Annotated in this window: 19 protein-coding genes; 14 read left to right on the forward strand and 5 right to left on the reverse strand. The window is 52.5% G+C overall.

Features of this window, described 5'->3' with window-relative positions; genetic code table 11:
• Positions 1-55 precede the first annotated feature (55 nt).
• Entirely contained in the window at positions 56-781 is a 726-nt protein-coding gene (locus GBK04_RS02455) for an OmpA family protein (protein ID WP_152756542.1), read from the forward strand.
• Positions 782-1,072: 291 nt separating this feature from the next.
• Complete coding sequence (locus GBK04_RS02460) at positions 1,073-2,338, forward strand: DUF5723 family protein (protein WP_373331434.1); 1,266 nt, start codon at positions 1,073-1,075, stop codon at positions 2,336-2,338.
• Positions 2,339-2,403: 65 nt separating this feature from the next.
• On the opposite strand, the gene GBK04_RS02465 is transcribed toward GBK04_RS02460, so the two are convergent.
• Positions 2,404-3,084, reverse strand: coding sequence for a hypothetical protein (locus tag GBK04_RS02465; RefSeq protein WP_152756546.1), 681 nt, complete (start codon positions 3,082-3,084; stop codon positions 2,404-2,406).
• A gap of 165 nt (positions 3,085-3,249) precedes the next feature.
• Here GBK04_RS02465 and GBK04_RS02470 point away from each other — a divergent pair, with 165 nt between their 5' ends.
• The 4 genes from GBK04_RS02470 (at position 3,250) to GBK04_RS02485 (ending at position 7,858) form a co-directional block, all read left to right on the forward strand.
• Entirely contained in the window at positions 3,250-4,278 is a 1,029-nt protein-coding gene (locus tag GBK04_RS02470; protein WP_152756548.1) for an AI-2E family transporter, read from the forward strand.
• A 146-nt stretch (positions 4,279-4,424) separates the two neighbouring features.
• The gene (locus tag GBK04_RS02475) at positions 4,425-4,826 is read left to right on the forward strand and encodes an OsmC family protein (RefSeq protein ID WP_152756550.1); all 402 of its coding nucleotides are present in this window, start codon (positions 4,425-4,427) and stop codon (positions 4,824-4,826) included.
• A 68-nt stretch (positions 4,827-4,894) separates the two neighbouring features.
• A complete protein-coding gene (locus GBK04_RS02480; protein ID WP_152756552.1) occupies positions 4,895-6,241 on the forward strand; it encodes an NAD(P)/FAD-dependent oxidoreductase in 1,347 nt (448 codons plus the stop codon).
• 60 nt (positions 6,242-6,301) lie between these two features.
• Positions 6,302-7,858: a 4Fe-4S binding protein gene (locus GBK04_RS02485; protein ID WP_152756554.1), complete on the forward strand. Its 1,557-nt coding sequence runs from the start codon at positions 6,302-6,304 to the stop codon at positions 7,856-7,858.
• Between the two features lie 41 nt (positions 7,859-7,899).
• On the opposite strand, the gene GBK04_RS02490 is transcribed toward GBK04_RS02485, so the two are convergent.
• Positions 7,900-9,207, reverse strand: a complete 1,308-nt coding sequence (locus GBK04_RS02490) for an alpha/beta hydrolase family protein (RefSeq protein WP_152756555.1) — start codon at positions 9,205-9,207, stop codon at positions 7,900-7,902.
• Positions 9,208-9,396: 189 nt separating this feature from the next.
• Here GBK04_RS02490 and GBK04_RS02495 point away from each other — a divergent pair, with 189 nt between their 5' ends.
• Both GBK04_RS02495 and GBK04_RS02500 read left to right on the forward strand, forming a co-directional pair.
• A complete protein-coding gene (locus tag GBK04_RS02495; protein ID WP_373330662.1) occupies positions 9,397-10,662 on the forward strand; it encodes an exo-beta-N-acetylmuramidase NamZ family protein in 1,266 nt (421 codons plus the stop codon).
• A gap of 74 nt (positions 10,663-10,736) precedes the next feature.
• The gene (locus GBK04_RS02500) at positions 10,737-11,417 is read left to right on the forward strand and encodes a type 1 glutamine amidotransferase domain-containing protein (RefSeq protein ID WP_152756557.1); all 681 of its coding nucleotides are present in this window, start codon (positions 10,737-10,739) and stop codon (positions 11,415-11,417) included.
• Between the two features lie 50 nt (positions 11,418-11,467).
• Here the strand turns inward: GBK04_RS02500 and rfbC are convergent, their stop codons facing one another.
• Positions 11,468-12,013, reverse strand: coding sequence for a dTDP-4-dehydrorhamnose 3,5-epimerase (gene rfbC, locus GBK04_RS02505; RefSeq protein ID WP_152756559.1), 546 nt, complete (start codon positions 12,011-12,013; stop codon positions 11,468-11,470).
• A 112-nt stretch (positions 12,014-12,125) separates the two neighbouring features.
• Here rfbC and pyrF point away from each other — a divergent pair, with 112 nt between their 5' ends.
• Genes pyrF through GBK04_RS02520 form a run of 3 tightly spaced genes read left to right on the forward strand, consistent with a single transcriptional unit; the run spans position 12,126 to position 14,914 of the window.
• On the forward strand, positions 12,126-12,956 hold the full coding sequence (pyrF, locus tag GBK04_RS02510) for an orotidine-5'-phosphate decarboxylase (protein ID WP_152756561.1): 831 nt from the start codon (positions 12,126-12,128) through the stop codon (positions 12,954-12,956).
• A gap of 60 nt (positions 12,957-13,016) precedes the next feature.
• Positions 13,017-14,228 carry a diaminopimelate decarboxylase gene (gene lysA, locus GBK04_RS02515; RefSeq protein ID WP_152756563.1) on the forward strand — a complete coding sequence of 404 codons (1,212 nt, stop codon included), beginning with the start codon at positions 13,017-13,019 and terminating at the stop codon, positions 14,226-14,228.
• Complete coding sequence (locus tag GBK04_RS02520; protein WP_152756565.1) at positions 14,228-14,914, forward strand: pseudouridine synthase; 687 nt, start codon at positions 14,228-14,230, stop codon at positions 14,912-14,914. The genes lysA and GBK04_RS02520 overlap by 1 nt, the downstream gene beginning before the upstream one ends.
• Positions 14,915-15,039: 125 nt before the next feature.
• On the opposite strand, the gene GBK04_RS02525 is transcribed toward GBK04_RS02520, so the two are convergent.
• On the reverse strand, positions 15,040-16,470 hold the full coding sequence (locus tag GBK04_RS02525) for a circularly permuted type 2 ATP-grasp protein (RefSeq protein WP_152756567.1): 1,431 nt from the start codon (positions 16,468-16,470) through the stop codon (positions 15,040-15,042).
• Between the two features lie 255 nt (positions 16,471-16,725).
• On the opposite strand from GBK04_RS02525, the gene GBK04_RS02530 reads away from it, so the two are divergent.
• Positions 16,726-18,282 carry a DUF5723 family protein gene (locus tag GBK04_RS02530; protein WP_152756569.1) on the forward strand — a complete coding sequence of 519 codons (1,557 nt, stop codon included), beginning with the start codon at positions 16,726-16,728 and terminating at the stop codon, positions 18,280-18,282.
• A gap of 57 nt (positions 18,283-18,339) precedes the next feature.
• Here GBK04_RS02530 and GBK04_RS02535 read toward each other — a convergent pair whose 3' ends face one another.
• Positions 18,340-19,593 (reverse strand): DEAD/DEAH box helicase, encoded by a 1,254-nt coding sequence (locus GBK04_RS02535; protein WP_152756571.1) that lies wholly within the window; start codon positions 19,591-19,593, stop codon positions 18,340-18,342.
• Positions 19,594-19,852: 259 nt separating this feature from the next.
• On the opposite strand from GBK04_RS02535, the gene msrB reads away from it, so the two are divergent.
• Together msrB and GBK04_RS02545 are read left to right on the forward strand one after the other, a co-directional pair.
• The gene (gene msrB, locus GBK04_RS02540) at positions 19,853-20,344 is read left to right on the forward strand and encodes a peptide-methionine (R)-S-oxide reductase MsrB (protein WP_152756573.1); all 492 of its coding nucleotides are present in this window, start codon (positions 19,853-19,855) and stop codon (positions 20,342-20,344) included.
• Between the two features lie 138 nt (positions 20,345-20,482).
• Positions 20,483-23,050, forward strand: coding sequence for a penicillin-binding protein 1A (locus GBK04_RS02545; RefSeq protein WP_152756575.1), 2,568 nt, complete (start codon positions 20,483-20,485; stop codon positions 23,048-23,050).
• Positions 23,051-23,128: the final 78 nt, after the last annotated feature.

Here is a 23,128-nt window from a genome sequence, read left to right on the forward strand (position 1 = left end):
TATTCCCCTCCTTGGACGTTACTGTAATACCCTCCACGCTTTAATTCCTGTCTTTATGCGCGTATTCCTACTGCTCTTTGTCCTGCAGGGTTTACTCCTACAATCCGTATCCGCTCAGGTGGTTGCGGCCCAGCGCCCTGTAACGCTTTTTACGGTGAGAGCTGTGGATCAACAGACTACGAAGGAGATTGCAGCTTCATTCAAGATTTTTCTCCATGCGGCTAATAAAAGGTTTGAAGGAGCCAATGGCCCCGAGAAAGTAGCCAACTTTAGTGTAAAAATGTTTAGCTCCGACACTGTGACCATTGAAACAGAGGCCGAGGGGTACTTTCCTATTGAGGAGATTCTGCTGGTGTCTTGCGATACCTGCGGATTTTACCAGTATACTGCGCTGATGGAAAAACAGGTCGATTCGGTCTTTACTAACCTTAAAGTCAACGATGTCATCAAGTTGGACAAAATTTACTTTGATCAGAGCAAATACGACCTCCGGCCCGAATCCCGCGATCAGTTGGAAAAACTTTACCGTACCTTACGAAACAACCCGAAGCTGAAAATAGAAATCGCCGGACATACCGACAACGTAGGCGATGCCCGGCTGAATCAGTACCTGTCCGAAAACCGGGCAAGAGTTATTTACTCCTATCTGCTTCGGAAAGACATTGCGTCTAACCGCCTGCGTCACCAGGGCTATGGCTCCTCGAAACCGGTGGCTCCCAACGACACCGAGGAAAACAAATCGTTAAACCGTCGGGTCGAATTTGTGGTTTTGGACAATTGACACTCTCCCCAGCTGTTCCGCCTGGTTGAAATAGTTTTCAGAAAGGGGCGTTTAGCCAATAGGCATACTTTTAGTGCTTCGCCGTGCAACGCAAATCCATAAAGCCATGAACCGATTTCCCGCTTTCATTTGTACAGGCCTAGTATGCCTGTTTTTCTCCATTGCGGCCAATGCTCAACGTTTTCTGGGTATCGCCTCTCAGGCCAACGGGGGCTTCTATTCGGCGTACCAGAATCCGGCTTTCCTGGCCGACAATCGGTACCCTATTAGGTTGCACCTGCTCACGGGGGGCTGCACCTTGACAACAACTACGTGCGTTACGCCGCGCCTTTTTCCATGCTCGATTTATTACGGCAGAAAAATAGCCGCCCGCTCGATCCTTATGATCTGGAAGAAATCCGCAACGGAAAACCCAAAAATGGTACCTTGTCCGGAGAACTACGGGGCCCGGCTGTTTCGTTTCGCCTGGGCAACCGCACCAACCTGGGCATCATGACCCGGGTTCGCAGTGGGTTCCAGGTGACCGATGCTTCCGAACGGCTCATGGCCATTACGCGGCTGGGTTTGGCCAATCAAAGCAATCTACAGGATCTGGGGTACCTGGCTTTATTTGCCTCGCAATCTGAAAATCGCTTCAACCTGACCAGTCAGGCTTATTCGGAATGGGCCTTTTCGCTGGGTCAGGTACTGATCGAGACGGATGCTTTTCGTGTTAAGGGAGGCTTTACCCTAAAAAGGTACTTTGGCTACGCCGGGGGCTATGTCCAAAACCGGAGCCTCAACTACCGACTCCTGCCCGACTCTACTACCACCAATGCCGCCTATATGCAGATCGATCGTTTCGACGCTACTATGGGCTACACCGATGCTGACCGTGCTTCTTTCTTGTCGCCGGGCTGGTTGTTCGGACGTAACGCCAGTGGGCGGGGCTGGGGCTGGGACGTTGGTTTGGCGTACGAAACCCTGGCCGAAGAGGGTACCCTACCTACCTTGCGCCTGAGCGCTTCGTTAACTGACGCGGGACAAATTCACTACGCGGGACAAGGTGTCAAGAACTACCACATTCAGGCCGATGACCGCCAGATCACCGAAGAAGAATGGCGGGGATACAGCTCACCCCAGGAAGGCGAAAACCAACTCAACGCATTCGGCCGCCTTTTTGAAGAAGAATTTGGCCTCAAGGATGACGACAACACCGGCGAATTCACACTAGCTACCCCTACGGCCCTCAACCTCAGCGCCGATGTGCAGGTGGTCAATCACTTTTACATCAACGCCACGGTCATCCAGAGCATTAAGCGCACAAGCGTCCCGCAGCTTCGCCAGACCAGCCTTTGGGCCGTAGTTCCCCGCTACGAGTCCGAGAAGGTCGGACTTTCCTTTCCGATCATCCGGCAAAACGGCGGATGGGCGGTGGGTACCGGCTTGCGGGTGGGAGGACTGGTTGTTGGGTCGGACAATCTGCTGGGGCTCTTCTCCCGCAACGGCCGCTTCAAAGCCCAGGGTGTCGATATCTACGGAGGAGTAAGTTTCGGACTTAATCCCAGAAAAAACTAACGGCTGTTTCAGCCGAAGCGTTTCCTGGGATTAAACCTAACTTTTCTCACTTAAAAGTATAGAGGCTAACGTTTTCGCAAATGTTTCAGAAAAAAAGATCCGCTGTCCGATTCACTTGCATCGCCTGCGGCTACCCGCAGGGCCGAAATTTTATTGGAAAAGCCATCATTGTCCTTGGAAACCCGGATAGAACCCACATCGACCAATAGGTCATCGGGGTCATTCTTTTCCAGTACATAAAAAGCATGTTGGGTGTTCTTGATCCCATCACTACTCCATTCTCCCGAGAATATCTCCAAAGATTTGGTGGTGGCGGTCTCATACTGCGAGTTCGTTACAAGGTAGGCCGTAAACTTATTACCCGCACCCGCTACAAAACCTTCGGTGCTGCTCCCGGTTTGGGTACCGATCTTGTAATTCATTTTAATGGTCTGATCGCTTTCATTCTGATTGGTGAGTTGAAAGCGGTCCGAATCATCGAAAACGTGCCCCACATCCCAGTCATTGGGTATATTGGTCGCAGTCAGTTCCACGGGCTTCATTTCATAGATGCCCGCAATTTGCACGGGCTTGCCCGTCTCAATCAGAGTCATACCCAACGCTTTAAGTTCGGCAATTACGCTACTGGATGCCAACTGCTGCGTAAGCTGGGGATCTGGCTCAGTCTCATCTTTCTTGCAGCTACTCATGCCTACGAGGCATATTACCAGGAAAAAAATCGGGGTACCTTTCGCAAATGATTTCATGTTGAGTTGGTTTGATGGTAAGATAATTCAGAGCAATAACCTCATATTCAAGGGGGCAATCAAGCTTTCGACCGGGTAGTTAGTAAACGGTAGCCCCCGTAAGGCGTTACAAAATAGTGTCGGCATACTTTTTTCATACACTGTTGGTGAACCATTTCCCCACAGATGAAACAAAATATCGCTACTTTCTCAAACTGGATTATAGTATTAGTAGGTATCCCGGCGCTCATGTATTTGGGCCGCCCCTTCCTTGTTACTTTTTTCATCGCCATTATTCTCGCCATGGTATTGAGTCCGGTCATGGACTGGCTCATTAAAAAAGGCCTTGGTCGAGGGTGGGCGGTATTGGTTTGTACACTCATTGTGGTACTTTTCTTCGCGATTCTGGCGGGATTGTTGACCTACCAGATCAGCCTGGTAGCCAAAGACCTGCCCCGCATGGAACAGAAAGCCAACGACCTGTTGAATCAAGCCCAGAGTTTCATTCAGGACAAAACCGGCATGGCTCCTGAAAAGCAGATGGATGAGGTCAAGCAACAGGTCGCCAAATTAGGATCTTTGGGTATGTCGTTCTTTGGTTCGTTTACCAACACGGTTACCAATTTCTTTCTGATGTTCGTGTATTTGGTTCTGTTGCTTTCACATCGCCATAAGATTCAGAAGTTTCTCATCAGTTGTGTGGAGCCGAGCGATAAACAACAGGCCTATAAGCTCATCTTCAAGGCACGTGATACCGCCAGTATGTACATCTGGGGCATGCTCAAGGACGTAACTGCGATGGCTATCGTATATGCGATCGGTTTCATGATCGGAGGTATCAAACACGGTATTTTTCTAGCGATCATCGCGGCTGTTTTTTCTTTCCTGCCCTACATCGGCAATATCATCGGAGGCGGGACGGCCGCCGTACTCGCCATGATTTCGGGCGAGCCCTCGGCGTTTCTGATCGTGGTGGGCGTGATGACGGTCGCTCAAATTATTGAAAACTACACCCTTTCGCCCTTCCTGGTCGGCAACGCCGTAGGCCTGAATCCTTTTTTCAGTATTGTTTCGATTATTGTGATCAGCATGATCTGGGGTATCGGTGGGGCTATCATCGCCTTGCCCCTTACTGGGGTAATCCGGGTAGCCCTCTTGTTCTCGCCCCACACCAAGCCCATGGCCGAATTTATGGGCGACGATGATGCATCCTGAATAACGCTCTCACCGTATGTATTCTTGATTCGGTTTTCCGGGTGCAAGCTTGGTGGCGCATGAGTTAATTTGGATCAGCTTTGACCCAGGCATTGCGTGGCACCGGTTAAATGCCTATTTTTCTGAAATATACTGATCGATTGTCTATGAGTGTCACTACCCTACAGGCCACCCTGGGTGAAGAAAACTACCTGGTATCCCTACATGCCCGCCATCATGAAATACTCGCCGACGAGCCCGTCATACTTGGGGGGCAGGATCAGGGCATAGCGCCCTATGAGCTGATTCTGGCGGGTCTGGGAGCATGCACCAGTATAACCCTCAAAATGTACGCCCAACGGAAAGGCTGGGTTTTGAAAGAGGTAGATGTAACACTGGAAATGTCCGTTGCTCCGGGTACTAGGCCGGTGATTTCCCGGCGTATTCAAATAAAAGGGGAAGTAACGCCTGCGCAATGTGACCGCCTGCTCGCCATCGCCAATTCGTGCCCGGTGCATAAGCTTCTCAGCCATTCGATCCAGATAGAATCTGCTTTATTTGAAGATTGACTCATGCGGTGAAACCTAAAGTACCCCCTCCAAAAAGCATTTTCAATTTCCCATCAACTTTCCACTACATGAAACACGTCGTCATACTCGGAAACGGTATCAGTGGGATTACGGCCGCCCGGTACATACGCAAGTACTCCGACTATCGGATTACGGTTATTTCTGCCGAAACCGAGCATTTTTTCTCCCGTACCGCACTCATGTACATCTACATGGGTCATATGAAATACGAGCATACCAAACCCTACGAGGACTATTTCTGGGAGAAAAACCGCATCGAACTCCGGCACGCCTGGGTACAGGCTTTTGACTTCGCCAATAAAACCCTTACCCTCACCGAGCAGGGTACCGATGTGCCGGGTACGCTCACCTACGATATTCTGATTCTGGGGGTAGGCTCGGTGAGCAATCGGTTCGGTTGGCCGGGTCAGGATCTGGAAGGCGTACAGGGCTTGTACAACTATCAGGATCTCGAAGCCATGGAAGCCAATTCGGAGGGAGTCGAACGGGCCGTCATAGTGGGTGGAGGATTGATCGGCATAGAAATGGCCGAAATGCTTCGGACGCGTGACATTGCCGTAACGATGCTGGTTCGGGAAAAAGAGTTCTGGGATGCTGTATTGCAGGTCGAAGAAGCGAAGATGATCGGCCGACACATCCGCGAACATGGAGTGGACCTTCGGCTGGTCACCGAGCTGGAGGAAATCACCGCTCAGGGCGAACGGGTGGGAGGCGTGGTTATGAAGAATGGCGAAAAACTCGACTGCCAGTTCGTAGGGCTAACCGTGGGCGTGAGTCCTAATATCGAGCAATTCAGAGATACGGAGCTGGAAACCGAAAAGGGCATACTAGTCAATCGGTTTCTGGAAACCAACCTGCCCGATGTGTATGCTATCGGAGACTGTGTGCAGCACCGTGAGCCGCCCGAAGGCCGCAAACCGGTGGAGCAGATCTGGTACACGGGCCGCATCATGGGTGAAACCGTCGCACGCAGCATATGCCAGGCCAAAACGCAGTATCAGCCCGGCGTTTTCTTCAACTCGGCCAAATTCTTCGATATCGAATATCAGACTTATGGACAGGTACCTGCGCAGGTACCCGCGGGCTTCCAGACCTTTTACTGGGAGCATGCAGAGGGTAGGATAGCCTTGCGGATCAACTACCGAAGCGGCAATGAGGCCGTCACAGGCATCAACGCCTTTGGAATGCGCCTCCGCCACGAAGTATGCGAAAAGTGGATCAAAGGCAAGAAAAGCGTGGGGTACATGCTGTCGCACCTGCGCGACGCCCATTTCGACCCGGAGTTTTTTAAGCGTCATGAAAAAGCCATTGTCCGAGCCTTCAATAAAACGCACCACGACCATACCATCCGACTGGGCGGCAGGCCAGCTTTTTGGGAAAAAGTGTTTGGATAAAGAAATAGTACAGCCGGTCCCCCCTCCCATAATTCCACAAATAAATACTACAACAACGCTATGACTGCTGTTCAAAAAATCGGCCTAACGTTATTTTCCATGGGCTTTGCCATCTGGATCGTCACGCTCAGTCTGGGCCAATGCACCCTCACACCGGATATCCTGAGCGACACTACGCTCATTAAAAAAGAACATTATGAATTGATAAGAGCCTCCGCCGCCCCCATGCTGGGTAAAACCTACACCACGGCGTTTTCCTTCGGCAACGCGTTTAGGGGAGCGGTCGATGAGGTCAACCAGAAATTCAGAGACCAGCAGCAATACGACAAAGTAATTTATGACAATTACGCTTTTCCCGTGACCAAAGCCGCCTCGGTGGGGGCCATCACCGAGTATACCGCCCTATGGTTCTGGTTGAGCATCGGGCTGGCGATTGTGGGGGCGCTGATGTACATTTTTCCTAAAAAGCGCCTCCTGCCCGGCATCAAGAACGACCATATTTTTCACCATCCGGCCACGTCACGCGGTTGGCTCGGAATCTTGCTAGGTACCTTTCTGATTTTGTTCTACGTCGTGCTCTACTTTTACCCCGAGTACATCGTCAACTGGGTCATCCTGGTCGATCCGATTAGCCGGGCGCTCAACGGGGGACCCGCTTCGCAATGGTTCCTGTACGGCTTTCTGTATTCACTCTGCATCCTGGTCATGGGAGTTCGGATGATCATCAAGTACCGCCATTCACCTTATCAGCAAATCCGGTCAGTGTCGGTAATGTTTTTTCAGACTTCGTTTGCCTTTCTGATTCCCGAAATTCTGGTGCGGCTCAACCGGCCCTACTATGATTTCAAGAACATGTGGCCGCTAGATTATGACTTTTTCTTTGACTACAACCTCAACCAAATGCTGAGCAACGGTACCCTGGGGCTTTTCATGCTGGTGTGGGGGATTGCGCTGTTCGTGCTGGCGGTACCCATCTTCACCTACATCTACGGCAAGCGCTGGTACTGCTCATGGGTATGCGGCTGCGGCGGACTGGCCGAAACCCTCGGCGATCCGCACCGCCAGCTTTCCGACAAGTCGATGCGCGCCTGGAAAATCGAGCGCTATACGGTGCACGGGGTGCTGGTTTTTGCCATCGTGATGACCGCTTTCGTATTGTACACTTACTTCACCGGACAATCCAACATCGGGCCCATCGATAGCTATTCGGTGCGCTCGGCCTACGGATTTTACATTGGCTCTATTTTTTCGGGCATCGTGGGGGTAGGTTTCTATCCGCTGATGGGCAACCGCGTGTGGTGCCGCTTTGGCTGTCCACTAGCCGCCTACCTGGGGCTGGTACAACGCTTCAGGTCCCGCTTCCGCATCACGACCAACGGCGGACAGTGTATATCGTGCGGCAATTGCTCTACCTATTGCGAAATGGGTATCGACGTGCGCGCTTACGCCCAAAAAGGCCAGGACATTGTCCGTGCTTCGTGCGTAGGCTGCGGCATCTGCTCGGCGGTTTGCCCCCGTGGGGTGCTGAATCTGGAAAACGCCGATCCTGACAGTCGGGTGATGATTGCGCCGGAAGTAATGGTGGGAAATGACATGCCGAAGATCAGGAAACGGTAAAGACGTTCAGACACTAACTGAAAACACCGGGCCAGGGTACCTTACTTTTCCGCCTCGGCATGTAGCAACTCCATCCCCGTGGAGGTGCGTGGTTTGAACCCTGTCCAGGTCTTTTCGTTTGATTTTTCGGGTACATCCAGGTATTTTGCATAATCCGCGCCTTTCAGGTACTTCCCCAGAAAAGCCGTCACAAAATGCTGGTTGATATTATTGAGGCGGCGCTCGTCCCAGGCAGGCTCGGCGTAGCGGTAGTACTCGTCAAAAGGCAGGCCGGGTTGTAATGCCTCGGCAGGGGGCGGATTGGGCGCTACGTTGTGTCGGGCGTTTTGGTAGGTCAGCAGGTAGCGCTCGGCGTTGACCGCTCCGATGTAAATGGCTTTGATGCCTTTTTCGTAGCCTGATACGTCGTCCTGATCCCCGGCCACAAAGAAGGTAGGTACCTTCAATCCTTTCAGACTTTCGACATCCCACACCCCGCGCTCCATGCCCCAGGGTGCGAAAGCCACCACCGCCTTCACCCGAGGATCGATTGATTTTTCGTAGTCTACATTTCCGCTGGTACGTACCGCAAGAGCCTGACTGCCGCCCGTCATGCCACCGAACGCTTTGGCAAAAGTTTCACTGTACCCCGCGCCGGCGGCGTTCAATACGCCGTATCCGCCCATGGAGTAGCCGACCAGCCCGGTGGTACCCGCATCCACCAGCCCCGAAAGAAAACTGGTACTTCCTGGTTTTCCTAAATCAGCCACCTGATTGAGCACGAACAGTATATCCTTGGAACGATTGAGCAGCGTACTGGGAAAGGGTGCCGCATCGCGGAAGGTAGATTCGGTATGGTCGATGGCGACGACGATGTAGCCTTTGGAAGCCAGATTCTCGGTCAGGTAGCTCAAGAGGTACCTTGAACCCACATAGCCATGCGACACGATGACCAACGGAAAAGCGCCCGCCGTAGCAAGCGGCGCAGCTTCGCGGGAGGCTCTGCCCCGAAATGTGAACGGAATCAATGGCCGTTTGGGATCGTTGGCTGTGCCCATTACTTCTTCGTACGTGATGAGTTCGGACTGTTCCGCGGACAAAGCCGCAGGGTACCATACTTCCACTTTCACCGGACGGTCGTAGCGGGCCTCTACGCCATTTTTTGATTTCAGTATATCGATCTGATCTTTATTGACAAAGTCGAGGGTACGTACCCCAATCTTGTACTCACCCCGCGCGGACAGTTCGGGTGCATCGGGCAGCGCGTCGCCGTACACGAACCCCTGGGCGAAGGAAAAGGGATGAAGCAGAATCTGAGCGATCAGGACACCGACAAAAATCAACCGGAATTGGGGAAAGCGAGGAATCATGGAATCGATGAAAAGTTGGAAAATGAAGGTAGGGTACCCTGTAAAACTTGAAGGATATGGGCAACAAAGCAGGGTTTGACCGGTTTCTCCTGCCGTTCTGATCCAGTAAATCGATTTTCCCGTCTGTAGGCGGGGAAATAAGTGGTAATTTGTCAGCGTTTATCAGAACCAATCCTATTACTATTTCTTATGAAATACTGCCTCTTGCTCCTGGTTTTCGGTATAATGCCTTGGCTGAACTCCATTTCCGAGGAAAGTCCTGCCTCACCCAAAAGCGTTTCCAATTCCGGAGTACCCATTCGATCGACGGAACTGGTGAATGCCAAAAAGGCGCTAGTGACGGGCGCAGACCAAACCTCGGCCTACCTTAGCTACTTACAGGGAAAACGCATTGGCATTCTGGTCAATCAGACTTCGATCATTGGCAGCACGCCCATCGTGGATAGCCTGGTAGCACTGGGAGTCAATGTGGTACGTATTTTCGGACCTGAGCACGGCTTCCGGGGTACGGCCAGCAATGGCGATAAAGTGAGCGACAGCGTGGACCCCAAGACCGGCATCCCGGTCGTTTCGCTGTATGGTAAGCAAAATAAGCCCAATCCCGCGCAGCTTGCCGACCTGGATTTGCTGATTTTTGATATCCAGGATGTCGGCGCTCGGTTTTATACTTACATCAACACCCTCGGCCACGTGATGGAGGCCTGCGCCGCAAGCGGCAAGGAAATGCTGATTCTGGATCGCCCCAATCCCAACGGTTTTCTGGTGGACGGACCGCTGCTGGAAGATCATTTGCACTCGGGCATTGGCATGTACCGCATTCCCATCAGTCATGGGCTGACCATCGCCGAGTTTGCTCAGATGATCAACGGCGAAGGCTGGCTGCCCAACCGGCTCCACTGCAAGCTGAAAATCATCAAAGTAGCCAACTACACCCACGATACGCCCTACATCCTTCCGGTGGCGCCTTCGCCCAACCTTAACACCCAGCAGTCGGTGATGCTATATCCGCATATTTGTATGTTCGAAGGTACCATCATCAGCCAGGGCCGGGGTACCTACATGCCTTTCACGGTGCTGGGAGCGCCGCTTTTGCAAGGGAAGTACGATTTTTCCTTTACCCCAAAGAGTATCAAGGGCATGAGTGAAACCCCGCTCCACCAGAACGAAGCCTGCTACGGCCTGGATCTGCGTACCTATGACGTTGAAAAGCTCCGGCAGGCCAATAAAATAAATCTGCAATGGCTCATGGAAATGTACAGGGCTTATCCGGCCAAAGAAAAATTCTTTGACCGCAGCCAGAGCAAACAGATGGGAGACATTAATTTGCTGGCCGGAACCGAAAATTTGAAAAAGCAGATTATCGCCGGAGCCACCGAAACCGAAATTCGTCAAAGCTGGGAACCCGGCCTGTCGGAGTACAAGCGGATGCGGGCCAGGTACCTGCTGTACCCCTAAGCTAGGGTACCTTTTTGTCCGGGAAGATATTTTCCCTACTTTTCGGATGCGTCGTAAAACCCCGCCCCATCGCCATGAAAGTACTGATCGTTTGTACCAATCACGCCACCTTTCCCACCAGAAACAACAAAACCGGGCTTTGGCTGAGTGAATTGACCCATTTTTATCACGTGCTAGCCCGGCGCAATATAGTTATGGATCTGGCCAGTCCACAGGGTGGAGTTATCCCCATCGACGAGCGGAGTCTGGATCTGGACGATGAGCAAAACAAATTGTACTACGACCACGAAGCCTTTCGGCAACGGCTGGAAAATTCGTTGAAGCCCTCCGTGCTGAACCCGAACGACTACAGGCTTATTTATTTCACCGGTGGGCACGGTGCTCTTTGGGATTTTCCTGAAAATACGGAATTACAGGCACTAACGAGAAACATCTACGAAAATGGAGGTACGATTGCCGCCGTGGCCCATGGCGTGAGTGCCCTGCTCAATGTTCGGCTTTCGGATGGTACCCTGCTGATTCATGAAAAATACCTGACTGGCTTTTCCAACATGGAGGAAAAGCTGTCCAGCATGGTAAGCGAGGTACCTTTCTCGCTCGAAGACCGGCTGCGTCAAAGCGGAGCCCACTACACCAAAGCCCTGCTTCCCTTCTCGCAGTACATCGAACTGGACGATCGCCTCATCACGGGCCAGAACCCAAGCTCAGCCGGAAAGATCGCCACTAAGTTGATGGAGGAATTGAACGAGAAATAGCGGGGTACCCTACCTCGTAGCTGTATTCTATCTCAAAAGGCAGGTGGCGGCTAGGACAACTGCTTCTCAAATAAGGATTTGAAAGTGGGCAGCTCCTTATCCTTGTCTGACACGATCGGATGGGCAATTCCCCAATCGATATTCAGGACGGGATCGTTCCAGATGATACCTGCTTCGCAAGCCTTATTGTACAGATTGGTACACTTGTAGCTGAAAACAGAGTCTTCCAGCGCCGCAAAACCATGGGCAAAGCCTTCCGGAATATAGGCCATATTACACCGCTTCGCGTCCAGTTCGAACAGTTCGTATTGGCCAAAGGTGGGTGACTCGGGGCGTATGTCCACGGCCACATCAATGACCCGGCCCACGATGACCCGCACTAGTTTGCCCTGGGCAAAGGGTGAATTTTGAAAATGCAGACCCCGGACTACGCCTTTGACCGAAAACGATTGATTATCCTGGACGAAGCCCGTAGGTAGGCCGGCTTTCTGGAAAGCTTCCACATTGAACGACACAAAAAACGCACCGCGTTCATCTTCAAAAACACGGGGTGTCAGCTCCACAAGGCCAGCGATTGACGTTTCTCGAATCTGCATGATTGTTTTTTCTCTTAGGTTGATATCGGGGGTGACGATTGTTCTATTGTTGCTGCAAATTTATGAATCTATTCGCAGAGGTTGTAATTTCGGCCCAATATTCTCCAAGAAGATGACCTACCAGGAATTATTTGCCTCCATACTCCACCAGAAATCCTACCTCTGTGTGGGCCTCGATACCGACCTGCGCAAGATTCCCGCGCATTTGCAAAGCGAAGCTGATCCCGTATTTGCGTTCAACCGGGCCATCATCGATGCCACGGCCGAGTATTGCGTAGCCTACAAACCCAATATCGCTTTTTACGAAGCCCAGGGGCCCAAAGGCTGGGAGAGTCTGCGCAAAACGCTGGACTATATTCCCAAAACTCATTTTACCATTGCTGATGCCAAGCGCGGCGACATCGGCAACACCTCGGGCCTGTATGCCCGTACCTTTTTCGATCCTTCGTCGGCAGGCCTTGAATTTGACTCAGTCACCGTTGCACCCTACATGGGTAGCGATTCCGTACAACCCTTTTTGGAATTCGAGGGTAAATGGGTAATTCTGTTGGCCCTGACCTCTAATCCCGGCGGGGCTGATTTCCAGCGCCTGTCAGTGAACGGAAAACCCCTCTACGAACAGGTACTTACCACCTCGCAGCAGTGGGCGGGGGCTGATCGGATGATGTACGTCGTGGGAGCCACCCAGGCCGATGCCTTTGCGGACATCCGTCGGTTGGCCCCGGATCATTTCCTTTTAGTACCCGGCGTGGGTGCGCAGGGTGGCAGCCTGGAAGCCGTTTCGCGCCACGGCATGAACAGCCATTGCGGGCTTTTGGTCAATTCGGCTCGTGGAATCATCTACGCCAGCAGTGGCCCTGATTTTGCCCAGAAAGCACGCCTCGAGGCCCGGGCCATCCAGCAGGAAATGGAGAAGTACCTCGATCAGTTTCTTCCCCACTAACGAAGGGTTTAGCACATTTCCTTCATTTTCAATTTTCCACTTTTCCTTTTCATTCATCCCTTGTCGACTATTAATAACCCACTATTCGAAGAGCTTAGCCAGCAGTATGGCACGCCCCTCTATGTATATGACGGCGGGATCGTCCGGCGTCAGGTTCACAACCTGCAGGCTGCTTTTCAGGGTGTAGACATGCACATCAAATATGCCTGCAAAGCAAATACCAATCTGGCCCTTATGCGCCTTATGCGCAGCCTGGGTGTTGAGGTGGATGTGGTGTCGATGGGCGAGATGCACATGGCTTTGCTCGCGGGTTATTCACCACGTCAGATCACCTTTACGCCCAGCGGGGTACCTTTCGGGGAGGTTCGGGAGGCCGTGGAAGCGGGTGCCACCGTGAACGTGGACAGTCTGCCGCTGCTCGAATGGTTCGGACAAACGTACGGCTCCAGCAAGCCCTGCCTGATTCGCCTGAAACCGAACGTAGCGGCGGGTGGTAATTTCAAGATCATGACCGGCCACAGCGACTCCAAGTTTGGTATCTCGGTGGATTTACTGGATGAAATACTGGAAATTGTAAAACGCTATGATCTGAAAATCATCGGCTTGCACCAGCATACCGGCTCCGACATTAAAGAGGCTGAGGCATTTCTACAGGCTGCGGAAGTTATTTTCAAAGCCGCCCTGCGGTTTCCCGATTTACAGATTATCGACCTGGGGGGCGGCTTCAAGGTAGCTTACAAACCCGAAGATGCGGTAACCGACATGCAACACCTGGGTCAGGAAATCACGAAAGGTTTTCAGGAGTTTTGTAAAAACTACGGCCGTGAATTGCAACTCTGGTTCGAACCTGGCAAGTACCTGGTGAGTGAATGCGGGTACCTGCTGGTACGCGCCACGGTGATCAAGGAAGATCCCGCCCGTACCTTCGTTCATGTCGATTCGGGCCTGAATCACCTCATCCGCCCGATGATGTACGGTGCTTACCACCACATCCTGAATGTGTCCAATCCGGAAGGGGTACCTCACACTTATAACGTGGTGGGGTACATTTGCGAAACCGACACTTTCGCTACCGACCGTACCTTACCCGAAGTACGCCCCGGCGACCTGTTGGCTTTCCTGAACGCGGGTGCCTACGGCTTCACCATGAGCTCGCACTACAACGCCCGCTACCGGCCTGCCGAGGTGCTGATCGACGAGGGAAAAGCTACCCTGGTGCGGCGGCGTGACACGCTGGACGATCTGCTTCGCTCCCAGCTGGACCTCGCCTGATGGGTACCCTATCCGTTTTGTATGAGGACGAATACCTGGTTGCGATCAATAAGCCGCCGGGTCTGCTGGTACATCGCTCGCGCATTGCCCGCGATGCCACCGAATTTGCTATACAACTCCTGCGTGACCAATTGGGCGAACGGGTATACCCGGCACATCGCCTCGATCGGAAGACGAGTGGTGTCCTGCTTTTCGCCCGGGATGAAATCACCAACGTTTCCATGCAGAAGCAATTTGCCACGGGGGCGGTTCACAAAAGGTACCTCGCGGTGGTGCGGGGCTTTACGGAGGAATCTTTCGAGATCGACTACGCCCTTCGCCATGATGATACGGGGATATTACAGGATGCTTTTACCCAGGGTCGAACTTTAAAACGCACCGAGATTCCAATTCCGCAAGGTACCCATCCCACTTCACGGTATTCACTGTTAGAGCTCACTCCTACCACTGGCCGGATGCACCAGTTACGCAAACATATGGCGCATGTTTTTCACCCTATCATTGGCGACCGTCCCCATGGCTGCAACAAACAGAACCGCTTTTTCAAAGCCCATTTTGGTTTAAGCGAAATGCTCCTCCATGCCCTGGAACTCCGGTTCACTCACCCTATTTCGGGCCATGAGGTACAGATCCAAGCTCCCCTATCAGCAGAATTTGAGCGAATGCAGGTAGCGCTGGGGCTATGATTTATAAGAATTAAATTACCCCTTGCATTCACGCAAACTTGTACACTCCAATCAAAAAATCAGAGCCGAAGCGAATCATCACCCCGGCTCAAAAAAACGGTCAACTTTTCACTAACACCTATCCACTAATAAAGTACCCAGGTATCCTTTCCGCCGCCGCCCTGCGACGAATTGACCACGAGCGAACCTTTGCGCAGCGCCACGCGGGTAAGTCCACCAGGAATTACGTGAATATCCTCACCATAGAGAATGTAGGGCCGTAAATCCACGTGCCGCCCCTCAGCGTGGTCCTCGATCATGCAAGGTACCCGCGAGAGTGAAATGGTAGGCTGCGCGATGTAGTTACGGGGGTTATCGCGGATTTTCTGGCGGAACAGTTCGTGCTCTTCAGGCGGGGCTTTGGGGCCGATCAGCATCCCGTAGCCGCCTGCTTCGTTGGCCTCCTTCACCACCAATTGCTCGATATTTTCCAACACATAGTCAAAATCCTCCTTTTCCCGGCAGATGTAGGTTTTCACATTGGGGATAATAGCTTCCTCGCCCAGGTAGTACTCAATGATGCGGGGTACGTAGGCATAAATTACCTTATCGTCGGCCACGCCCGTACCGGGTGCGTTGGCCAGCGCTACTTTTCCGTTTTTGAACACTTCGAAAATACCCGGAACACCCAGCATGGACTTGGGATTAAAAGCTAGGGGATCGAGAAAAGTATCGTCCAGGCGGCGATAAATGACATCCACAATCTCAAAACCCTTGGTGGTACGCATCTTAACATAGCCATCCGAAACGACCAGATCACGAGCATCCACCAGTTCGACCCCCATCTGCTGGGCCAGGTAGGAATGCTCAAAATAGGCCGAATTATAGATGCCCGGCGTCAGCACGGCCACGGTCGGATTAGGTCGATCGCTAAGGTACTGGAGCATTTCGAGCAGTCGGGTTCCGTAGTCCGACACCGGCCGTACGCCCGTACTGGCCAGTACTTCGGGGAATATCTGCTTGGACAGTTCCCGATTTTCGAGCATGTACGACACGCCCGACGGACAGCGCAGATTGTCTTCCAGCACCATGAAGGTACCATCCTCGCCCCGGATCAGGTCGGTGCCCGTGATATGACACCAGATGCCCTTCGGTGGCTTGATACCCATGCAGGCTCTTAAAAACGACTGACTGGATTCGATCAGGTCACGGGGCACAACGTCGTCGTTCAGAATTTTTTGATCATTGTACACATCATGAATGAACATGTTGAGCGCTTTGATGCGTTGCTTGAGTCCTTTTTCCAAATGCGCCCACTCGGCCCCGGTGATGATCCGCGGAATGATGTCGATGGGCATCGTACGCTCGGTTCCTTCTCCTTCAAAGTAAACATTAAAAGTAATTCCCATCGACAGCATGGAGTGCTCAGCAGCCTGTTGGCGACCGAGTAAATCCTGGCTGGTCAGACCCTCAAATTTGTTCTTCAAGATTTCGTAACCCCGGCGGATTTGTCCGTCGGAATTGAACATCTCATCATAAAAATTTTCAGTACTATAATCAGAAAAGGAAAATTTCATATTATTCAAAATAAGGTTGGTTATTTAACCGGTTTCGCCAAACAATTTAGAGCAAGCCTTCGGAATTACCAAATTCTTAAAAAAATGTCAAATGAGACTTTTCTCTCCGGGTTGTCTACCGGTAGGTAATATACTGGCAATGAGCCGGGCGGGATTCAGTCAAAGTTGCACTTATTTTTCATAACTGTTCATTTATTACGACTTTTGACTTTCTCTCTGCGCTAATTTTCCGCAGCGGTACGTTTAGCTGATAACATGACCCGACTTTTACTCCCGGTTTCTTTCATGGTGTTCCTTCTGGGAGCGCCCGTCTGCTCCCAGCATCTGCCCGGCGTGGCCATGGGGAATTACGCCGGCACGCAGGCGCTATACCACAATCCGGCTTTCGTCGCCGACTCCCGGTACAGTGTTCACGCCAATCTGGTGGGAGCACAAATGTACCTGGCCAATAACCACATCAAGTACGATGTACCCTACTCTTTCCTGAGCCTGCTTACCAATACGGTCCCGAACCGCTACCGCAACGAAAAAGGGGCAATTATTTTGCCCCGCACGGATCTCGAACAAAAACTGAATGGACGTCCCAAGCACCTTAATCTGGGCTTAGAAGCCCGGGGCCCCTCCCTGATGGTTTCTTTGCTCGACGGCAAGGTAGGTTTCGGCCTGAGTTCCCGGCTACGTACCGTCCTGAATCTCACGCAAACCACTGAGCCGATAGCCCGAGCCCTGCGCGGCAGGGGCAAAGGAGAGGATATCCAGCGTCAACTCTTCGAAAACCAGTCAAGTACCCTGCATATCAATGGTTTGGGTGAAGTAGCTTTAACGCTGGGTGGCGTGTTGATGGATAATGAAACCGATTTTTTCAAGGTAGGTATCACCGCTAAGCGGCTGATCGGCCTATATAATGCCCATATCCTAGTCGACGACGGCTCCTTCTCCATTCTACCCGATGCCAACTATGCCAACGAAAAAGAGTTGATCCGCCTACCGTCGATCAGTACCCGCTATGGATATACCACCGACCGGGCCTTTAAGGACATCCGTCCTACCCCCGCCTGGTTGCTGGGCAATGCCCCGGCGGGCAGCGGATGGGGGTTCGATCTGGGTATGGTGTATGAGTATCGGCCGAGCATACAACGGTACACGTATACGGAGAGAGGCGTGCGCCGGCGCGACGGAAGCAAGAACAAGTACCTCTACCGCCTGTCGGTCGCGCTAACCGATGTGGGAAGTGTCCGCTTTAAGAATCCAAATTATGTCAGTGCCTTTCAGGCTGATACGTCCAACCGTACCCTACGGTACGCCCGCTTTCAGAAACTGAAAGGTACCGAAGGCTTCTTCAATGCCGTGAACCAGTCCCTGGGGGTCGATCCCAACGCTCGCACCACGTCCTTTCGTTCGGTCTTGCCAATGGCCTTGCAGACCAGTCTGGACTACCAGATCCAACCCAATGTGTACGTGAACGCGCTTTGGGTGCAGAATCTGGTTTCGGCCAAAGCTTTCGGCATGAAAGGCGAGTCGGTGCTGGCCATCACGCCGCGCTACGAACACCGCTGGTACGAAGTATCGGTACCCCTATCGGTGATGAACCGGTACGGCTCGCTGGGAATTGGCCTGGCTGGCCGCGTAGGACCCGTATGGTTCGGCACCGATCACCTCACGGGGCTACTCAACATTGGCAAGCCCAAAACCTTCAACCTGTACGCAGGCGTGTCGGCGGGGCTATTCCGCAGGCCGCCCCGCTCGCCCAATGCCTGTTTCCTGCCCGACGGCGAAACGTTCTGGCAGCGACTGTTTCGGAAGCGATATTAAAGGTAAAGTTCCTGATCTGGCATCCTTACAGATCAAACCAGGAACTTGAAGGTACCCCTATCCTCTTTCGTACCGCGACTTACTTTGCCAATTGCGCTTGGACTTTTCGGGTGAAGGCTTCCGGCGGTCGGGTCGGGGGCCACGCTGCTGCTTGGGGGCAGGCTCGGGATTATGATCCATCAAAGGGTAAGGATGCCCGTCGATAACCGGAATTTTTTTACCGATCAATTTTTCAATTCCTTTTAAATCCGTTTTTTCCTCGGCATCACAAAACGACAGGGCTGTGCCGTTCGCACCAGCCCGACCGGTACGCCCGATGCGGTGGACGTACGTTTCGGCGATGTTGGGAATTTCGAAATTGATTACGTACTCAAGATCATCCACGTCGATTCCCCGCGCAGCGATATCCGTAGCTACCAGCACCCGTGTAGTTTGCGCCTTGAAATTGGCCAGCGCACGCTGCCGGGCATTTTGGGCTTTGTTGCCGTGGATTGCCTCGGCTTTTATGTCATGCTTCACCAGCATCTTCACTACTTTATCCGCTCCGTGCTTCGTGCGGGTAAAAACCAGGGCGGTCTTGATTTTAGGATCATTCAGCACATGCAGCAGCAGGGCGTTTTTATTTCCTTTATCCACAAAATACAGAAACTGACTCACCGTATCGGCTGTGGAAGATACCGGCGTCACCTCTACCTTACTCGGATTTTGCAGGATCGAGTCGGCTAGTTTGACGATCTCGGGGGGCATCGTGGCGGAGAAAAAGAGCGACTGCCGCTTGCGGGGCAATACGGCCAGAAGTTTTTTGACATCATGAATAAAACCCATGTCCAGCATGCGGTCGGCTTCGTCCAGCACAAAGATTTCAACGTCCTTTAACGAAACAAAACCCTGGTTCATCAAATCCAGCAGCCGACCTGGCGTCGCTACGAGGATATCCACCCCGCGTTGCAACGCTTTGGTCTGGGGAGTCTGTCCGACTCCTCCAAAAATGACCGCGCACGTAAGCCCGGTATGCCGACCGTAGGCTTTGAAGCTTTCTTCGATCTGGATCGCGAGCTCGCGGGTAGGCGTCACGATCAGGCTCCTGATCTTTTTCCGGCGGTCAAAAGGCTTATCGTGGTTCAGTAATTGTAGAATGGGGATGGCAAAGGCGGCGGTTTTTCCAGTACCCGTCTGGGCGCAACCCAGGAGGTCGTTTCCCCGTAATACCAACGGAATAGCCTGGGCTTGAATGGGGGTAGGGGTAGTATAGCCTTCTTCCTGGACGGCTTTGAGAAGCGGAGCTTCGAGATTTAATGATTCAAACGACATGCAATACAAGTTTAATAAAAAAGGCCTGAAGGGCGGAATTGCCCCAGGCCCGAACAAAGTAGGGCGCAAGATACGGCTTAATTGCGGAAAAATTTCGGATGGGTTGGTTTTGAGGCGAGTGTGCCACAAACTACCCTGGTAAACCAAACCCCTCGATTCAACGTTTATTTAGGCAGGTAATAGCTTCTTCGGACTGGTTCTCCGAGCCCTTGATTGTACTAAGAACCACCAATTGATCAACTAAATTCAAAAAGTACCCATGAAAACACTGCGAATGCTTACCCTATTCAGTACCTTTTTCGGAATTTTCTCCTGTACTCAGGCGCAGAAAAAAACGGATGAAGCCGACGCCCAGCCCCGCCAGGTTCAGAAAACGGACGCTGAATGGAAAAAAGAACTGACTCCCGAGCAATATAATGTTCTCCGCAAGGAAGGTACCGAGCGGCCTTTTTCCAGCCCGCTCAATGCCAATAAAAAAAAGGGAATCTATGTGTGCGCCGCCTGCCAAACACCGCTGTTTAGCTCGGAAGCCAAATTTGAGTCCGGTACCGGCTGGCCTAGCTTTTATAAACCACTCTATGCCAAGAATGTAGACGAGAAAACCGACCGTTCGCTCGGGATGGCGCGTACTGAAGTACTGTGTCATGTCTGCGGCGGACACCTGGGCCACGTATTCGACGATGGTCCTAAACCGACTGGACTGCGCTACTGCATGAATGGAGTGGCCCTAAACTTTAAGCCGAAAGAATAAAGCCCGGCCATAAGAATAATCCCAGGCTTCGAAAGCCGGACGTACCTACATTCGTCCGGCTTTCGTTATATTTGGCCCTGCATGGACTGTGGCGCCCACCAGGCCCCATCCGCCGGGCTACGACGAAACAACCCCTATATGGAAGCTATCAAGGCTTTTTTCAATAAAATCAACCACGCATACCAGCTCGCGGGGAACCGACTGACCGAGTATCTCCGGGCCGCTTTTTACTCGCTCTCCGTCAAGCTGTTTGGCCAGCCACGTACCGATTCCTTCCTGACAGCTATCCGCACCCGTTATCGGTCCGTTCACAACTACTTTTCCAGCTATATCGACCGGCACTCGGCTTATTATAAGCCCATTGCGATACTTTGGAAAACCGCAGTCTGGGGCTTTCTGGCCGTTGTTTTTTACATTTTTTGCGTCGAAACCAACTTCTTGTGGCTGATGGGCAGCATGCCCAGTGTGGAGGACCTGCAGAACCCCAAGATATCCCAGTCGTCGGAAATTTATACTGCCGATGGCGTGATGATCGGCAAGTTTTATACCGAAAACCGGACGCCCGTACCCTATGACAAAATCTCCCCCAACCTGGTCAACGCCCTGATTGCGACCGAGGACGCACGGTTTTATGACCACTCAGGCATCGACCTGCGCGCCATGGCGGGGGTAGCAGCGGGTATCCTCACCGGCGAAACCGACCGGGGCGGTGGTAGCACCGTTACGCAGCAGCTGGCGAAGAAACTCTTCAAGACCCGCCGCCGCTCGGCCCGGGGACTACTAAGTGCCATTCCAGGCGTCAGTACGTTAGTGTATAAAACCAAGGAATGGCTAACAGCTATCAAACTGGAGCGCAATTTCACGAAGGAAGAAATTCTGACGATGTATTTCAATACGGTAGACTACGGCAACAATACGTACGGAATCAATACCGCTACGCAGTCGTATTACAGCAAATCGCCCGATAGCCTCAATGTGCAGGAAGCGGCCGTGCTGGTGGGTCTGCAAAAAGCTACCACCACCTACAATCCCATTCGCAACAAAGAGCGTTCGCTCGAGCGCCGCAATGTGGTGCTAGCGCAGATGGCCAAATACAACTTCCTCACTGAGGCTGAGGCCGACTCCATTAGCAAACTGCCGATTGAGCTGAAACTGAAATTTGAAACGCCCTACGACGGCAACGCCAATTACTTCAAGAATGCGGTGGTGGACTACGTCAAAAAATGGGGCGACGAAAACGGCTATGATCTCTACACCGACGGCCTGAAAATCTACACGACGATCGATTCCAGAATGCAGGAATACGCCGAACGTTCGCTGGAGGAAAAAATGAAAAAACTACAGGAAACCTTCGAAAGCCATTGGGGAAAACAGAATCCCTGGCGCGATGAAAACGGCAAGGAGATTCCCAACTTCCTGGAAGATGTCATCAAGCGTACAAGCCGCTACAAGTCGTTGGCTACCCGGTTCCCTAATCAGCCGGACTCCGTGGACTTCTATCTGAATAAAAGAGACACCATGACAGTCTACGACTGGAAAACGGGTGGCGCGATGGTCAAATACTGGAGTTCCATGGATTCGCTGAATTACTACAAGCGGATCATGCGGGCGGGCATGATGGCCATGCACCCCCAAACCGGCCAGATCAAGGCCTGGGTGGGGGGCCTGGATTATAATTTCTTCAAGTACGACCACGTGAAGCAGGCCAAGCGCCAACCCGGCTCCACGTTCAAGCCTTTTGTGTACACAGCGGCCATTGACGACACGACCTATGACATGACTCCCTGCGACCGGATTGTGGACAAACCCTACACGAAGGAAGTCCTGATCGACGGCAAAATGCAGAACTGGTCGCCCAAAAACTCCACGGGCTATTTTACCTATGCCAATATGACCCTACGCCGGGCTCTGGCGCAGTCGGTCAATTCCATTACGGTACAACTCACCGAAAAGGTAGGTCCCAAGGATGTGGTACGTTATGCCAAGAAAATGGGGATAAGTACCCCCCTGCGGGCCGAAATGGGCATCGGGCTGGGCATATTCGACGTGTCGCTCTACGATATGGTGGCGGCCTACTGCGTATTTGTCAACTCGGGTACCTATACTACACCCGTACTGGTGACCCGCATCGAAGACCAGCGCGGCAATGTTATCGAGGAATTTGTGCCCGAGCGGCACCAGGCCATCCGGCCCGAGTCCGCTTTCCTGATGCGGCACATGCTCAAGGGCGGCATCGAAGAACCGGGGGGTACCTCGCGGGCTTTGTATAACTTTCAGGTAGGGCTAAACCAGCGCAACGAAATCGGCGGCAAAACCGGCACCACCTCCAACAACTCCGACGGCTGGTACATGTGCATCACCCGCGACCTGGTGCTGGGTGCCTGGGTGGGCGGCGACGACCGCTCGATCCACTTCCGCAGTACCGATCTGGGGCAGGGCTCGCGCATGGCGCTCCCGCTGGTGGGTAGCTTCCTGGAAAAGGTTTATAAGGACAAATCCGTGGGCGTGGAACCGGGGCCCTTTACCCCGCCCTTGGTCAAAATCGATAAGGAATACCAATGTACCTATGTCGTTGAGGAAGCGGACACGCTGGAATTTGAACCCGAAGAAGATGTTTTTCTACCCGATGAGGTAGGTGCGCCCATTGGACCACCGCCGCCGCCGCCACCTTTGCCCGCTACGGATACCACCAAAAAAAATCAATAGTATCCTTCCCTTTCTCGTCATTGGATACGAGGCAGAATGGATTTTTTCAAGCGGATGGCGCGTCTTTTCAAACGCCAC

This window comes from Salmonirosea aquatica, from assembly GCF_009296315.1.
Classification (GTDB): domain Bacteria; phylum Bacteroidota; class Bacteroidia; order Cytophagales; family Spirosomataceae; genus Salmonirosea; species Salmonirosea aquatica.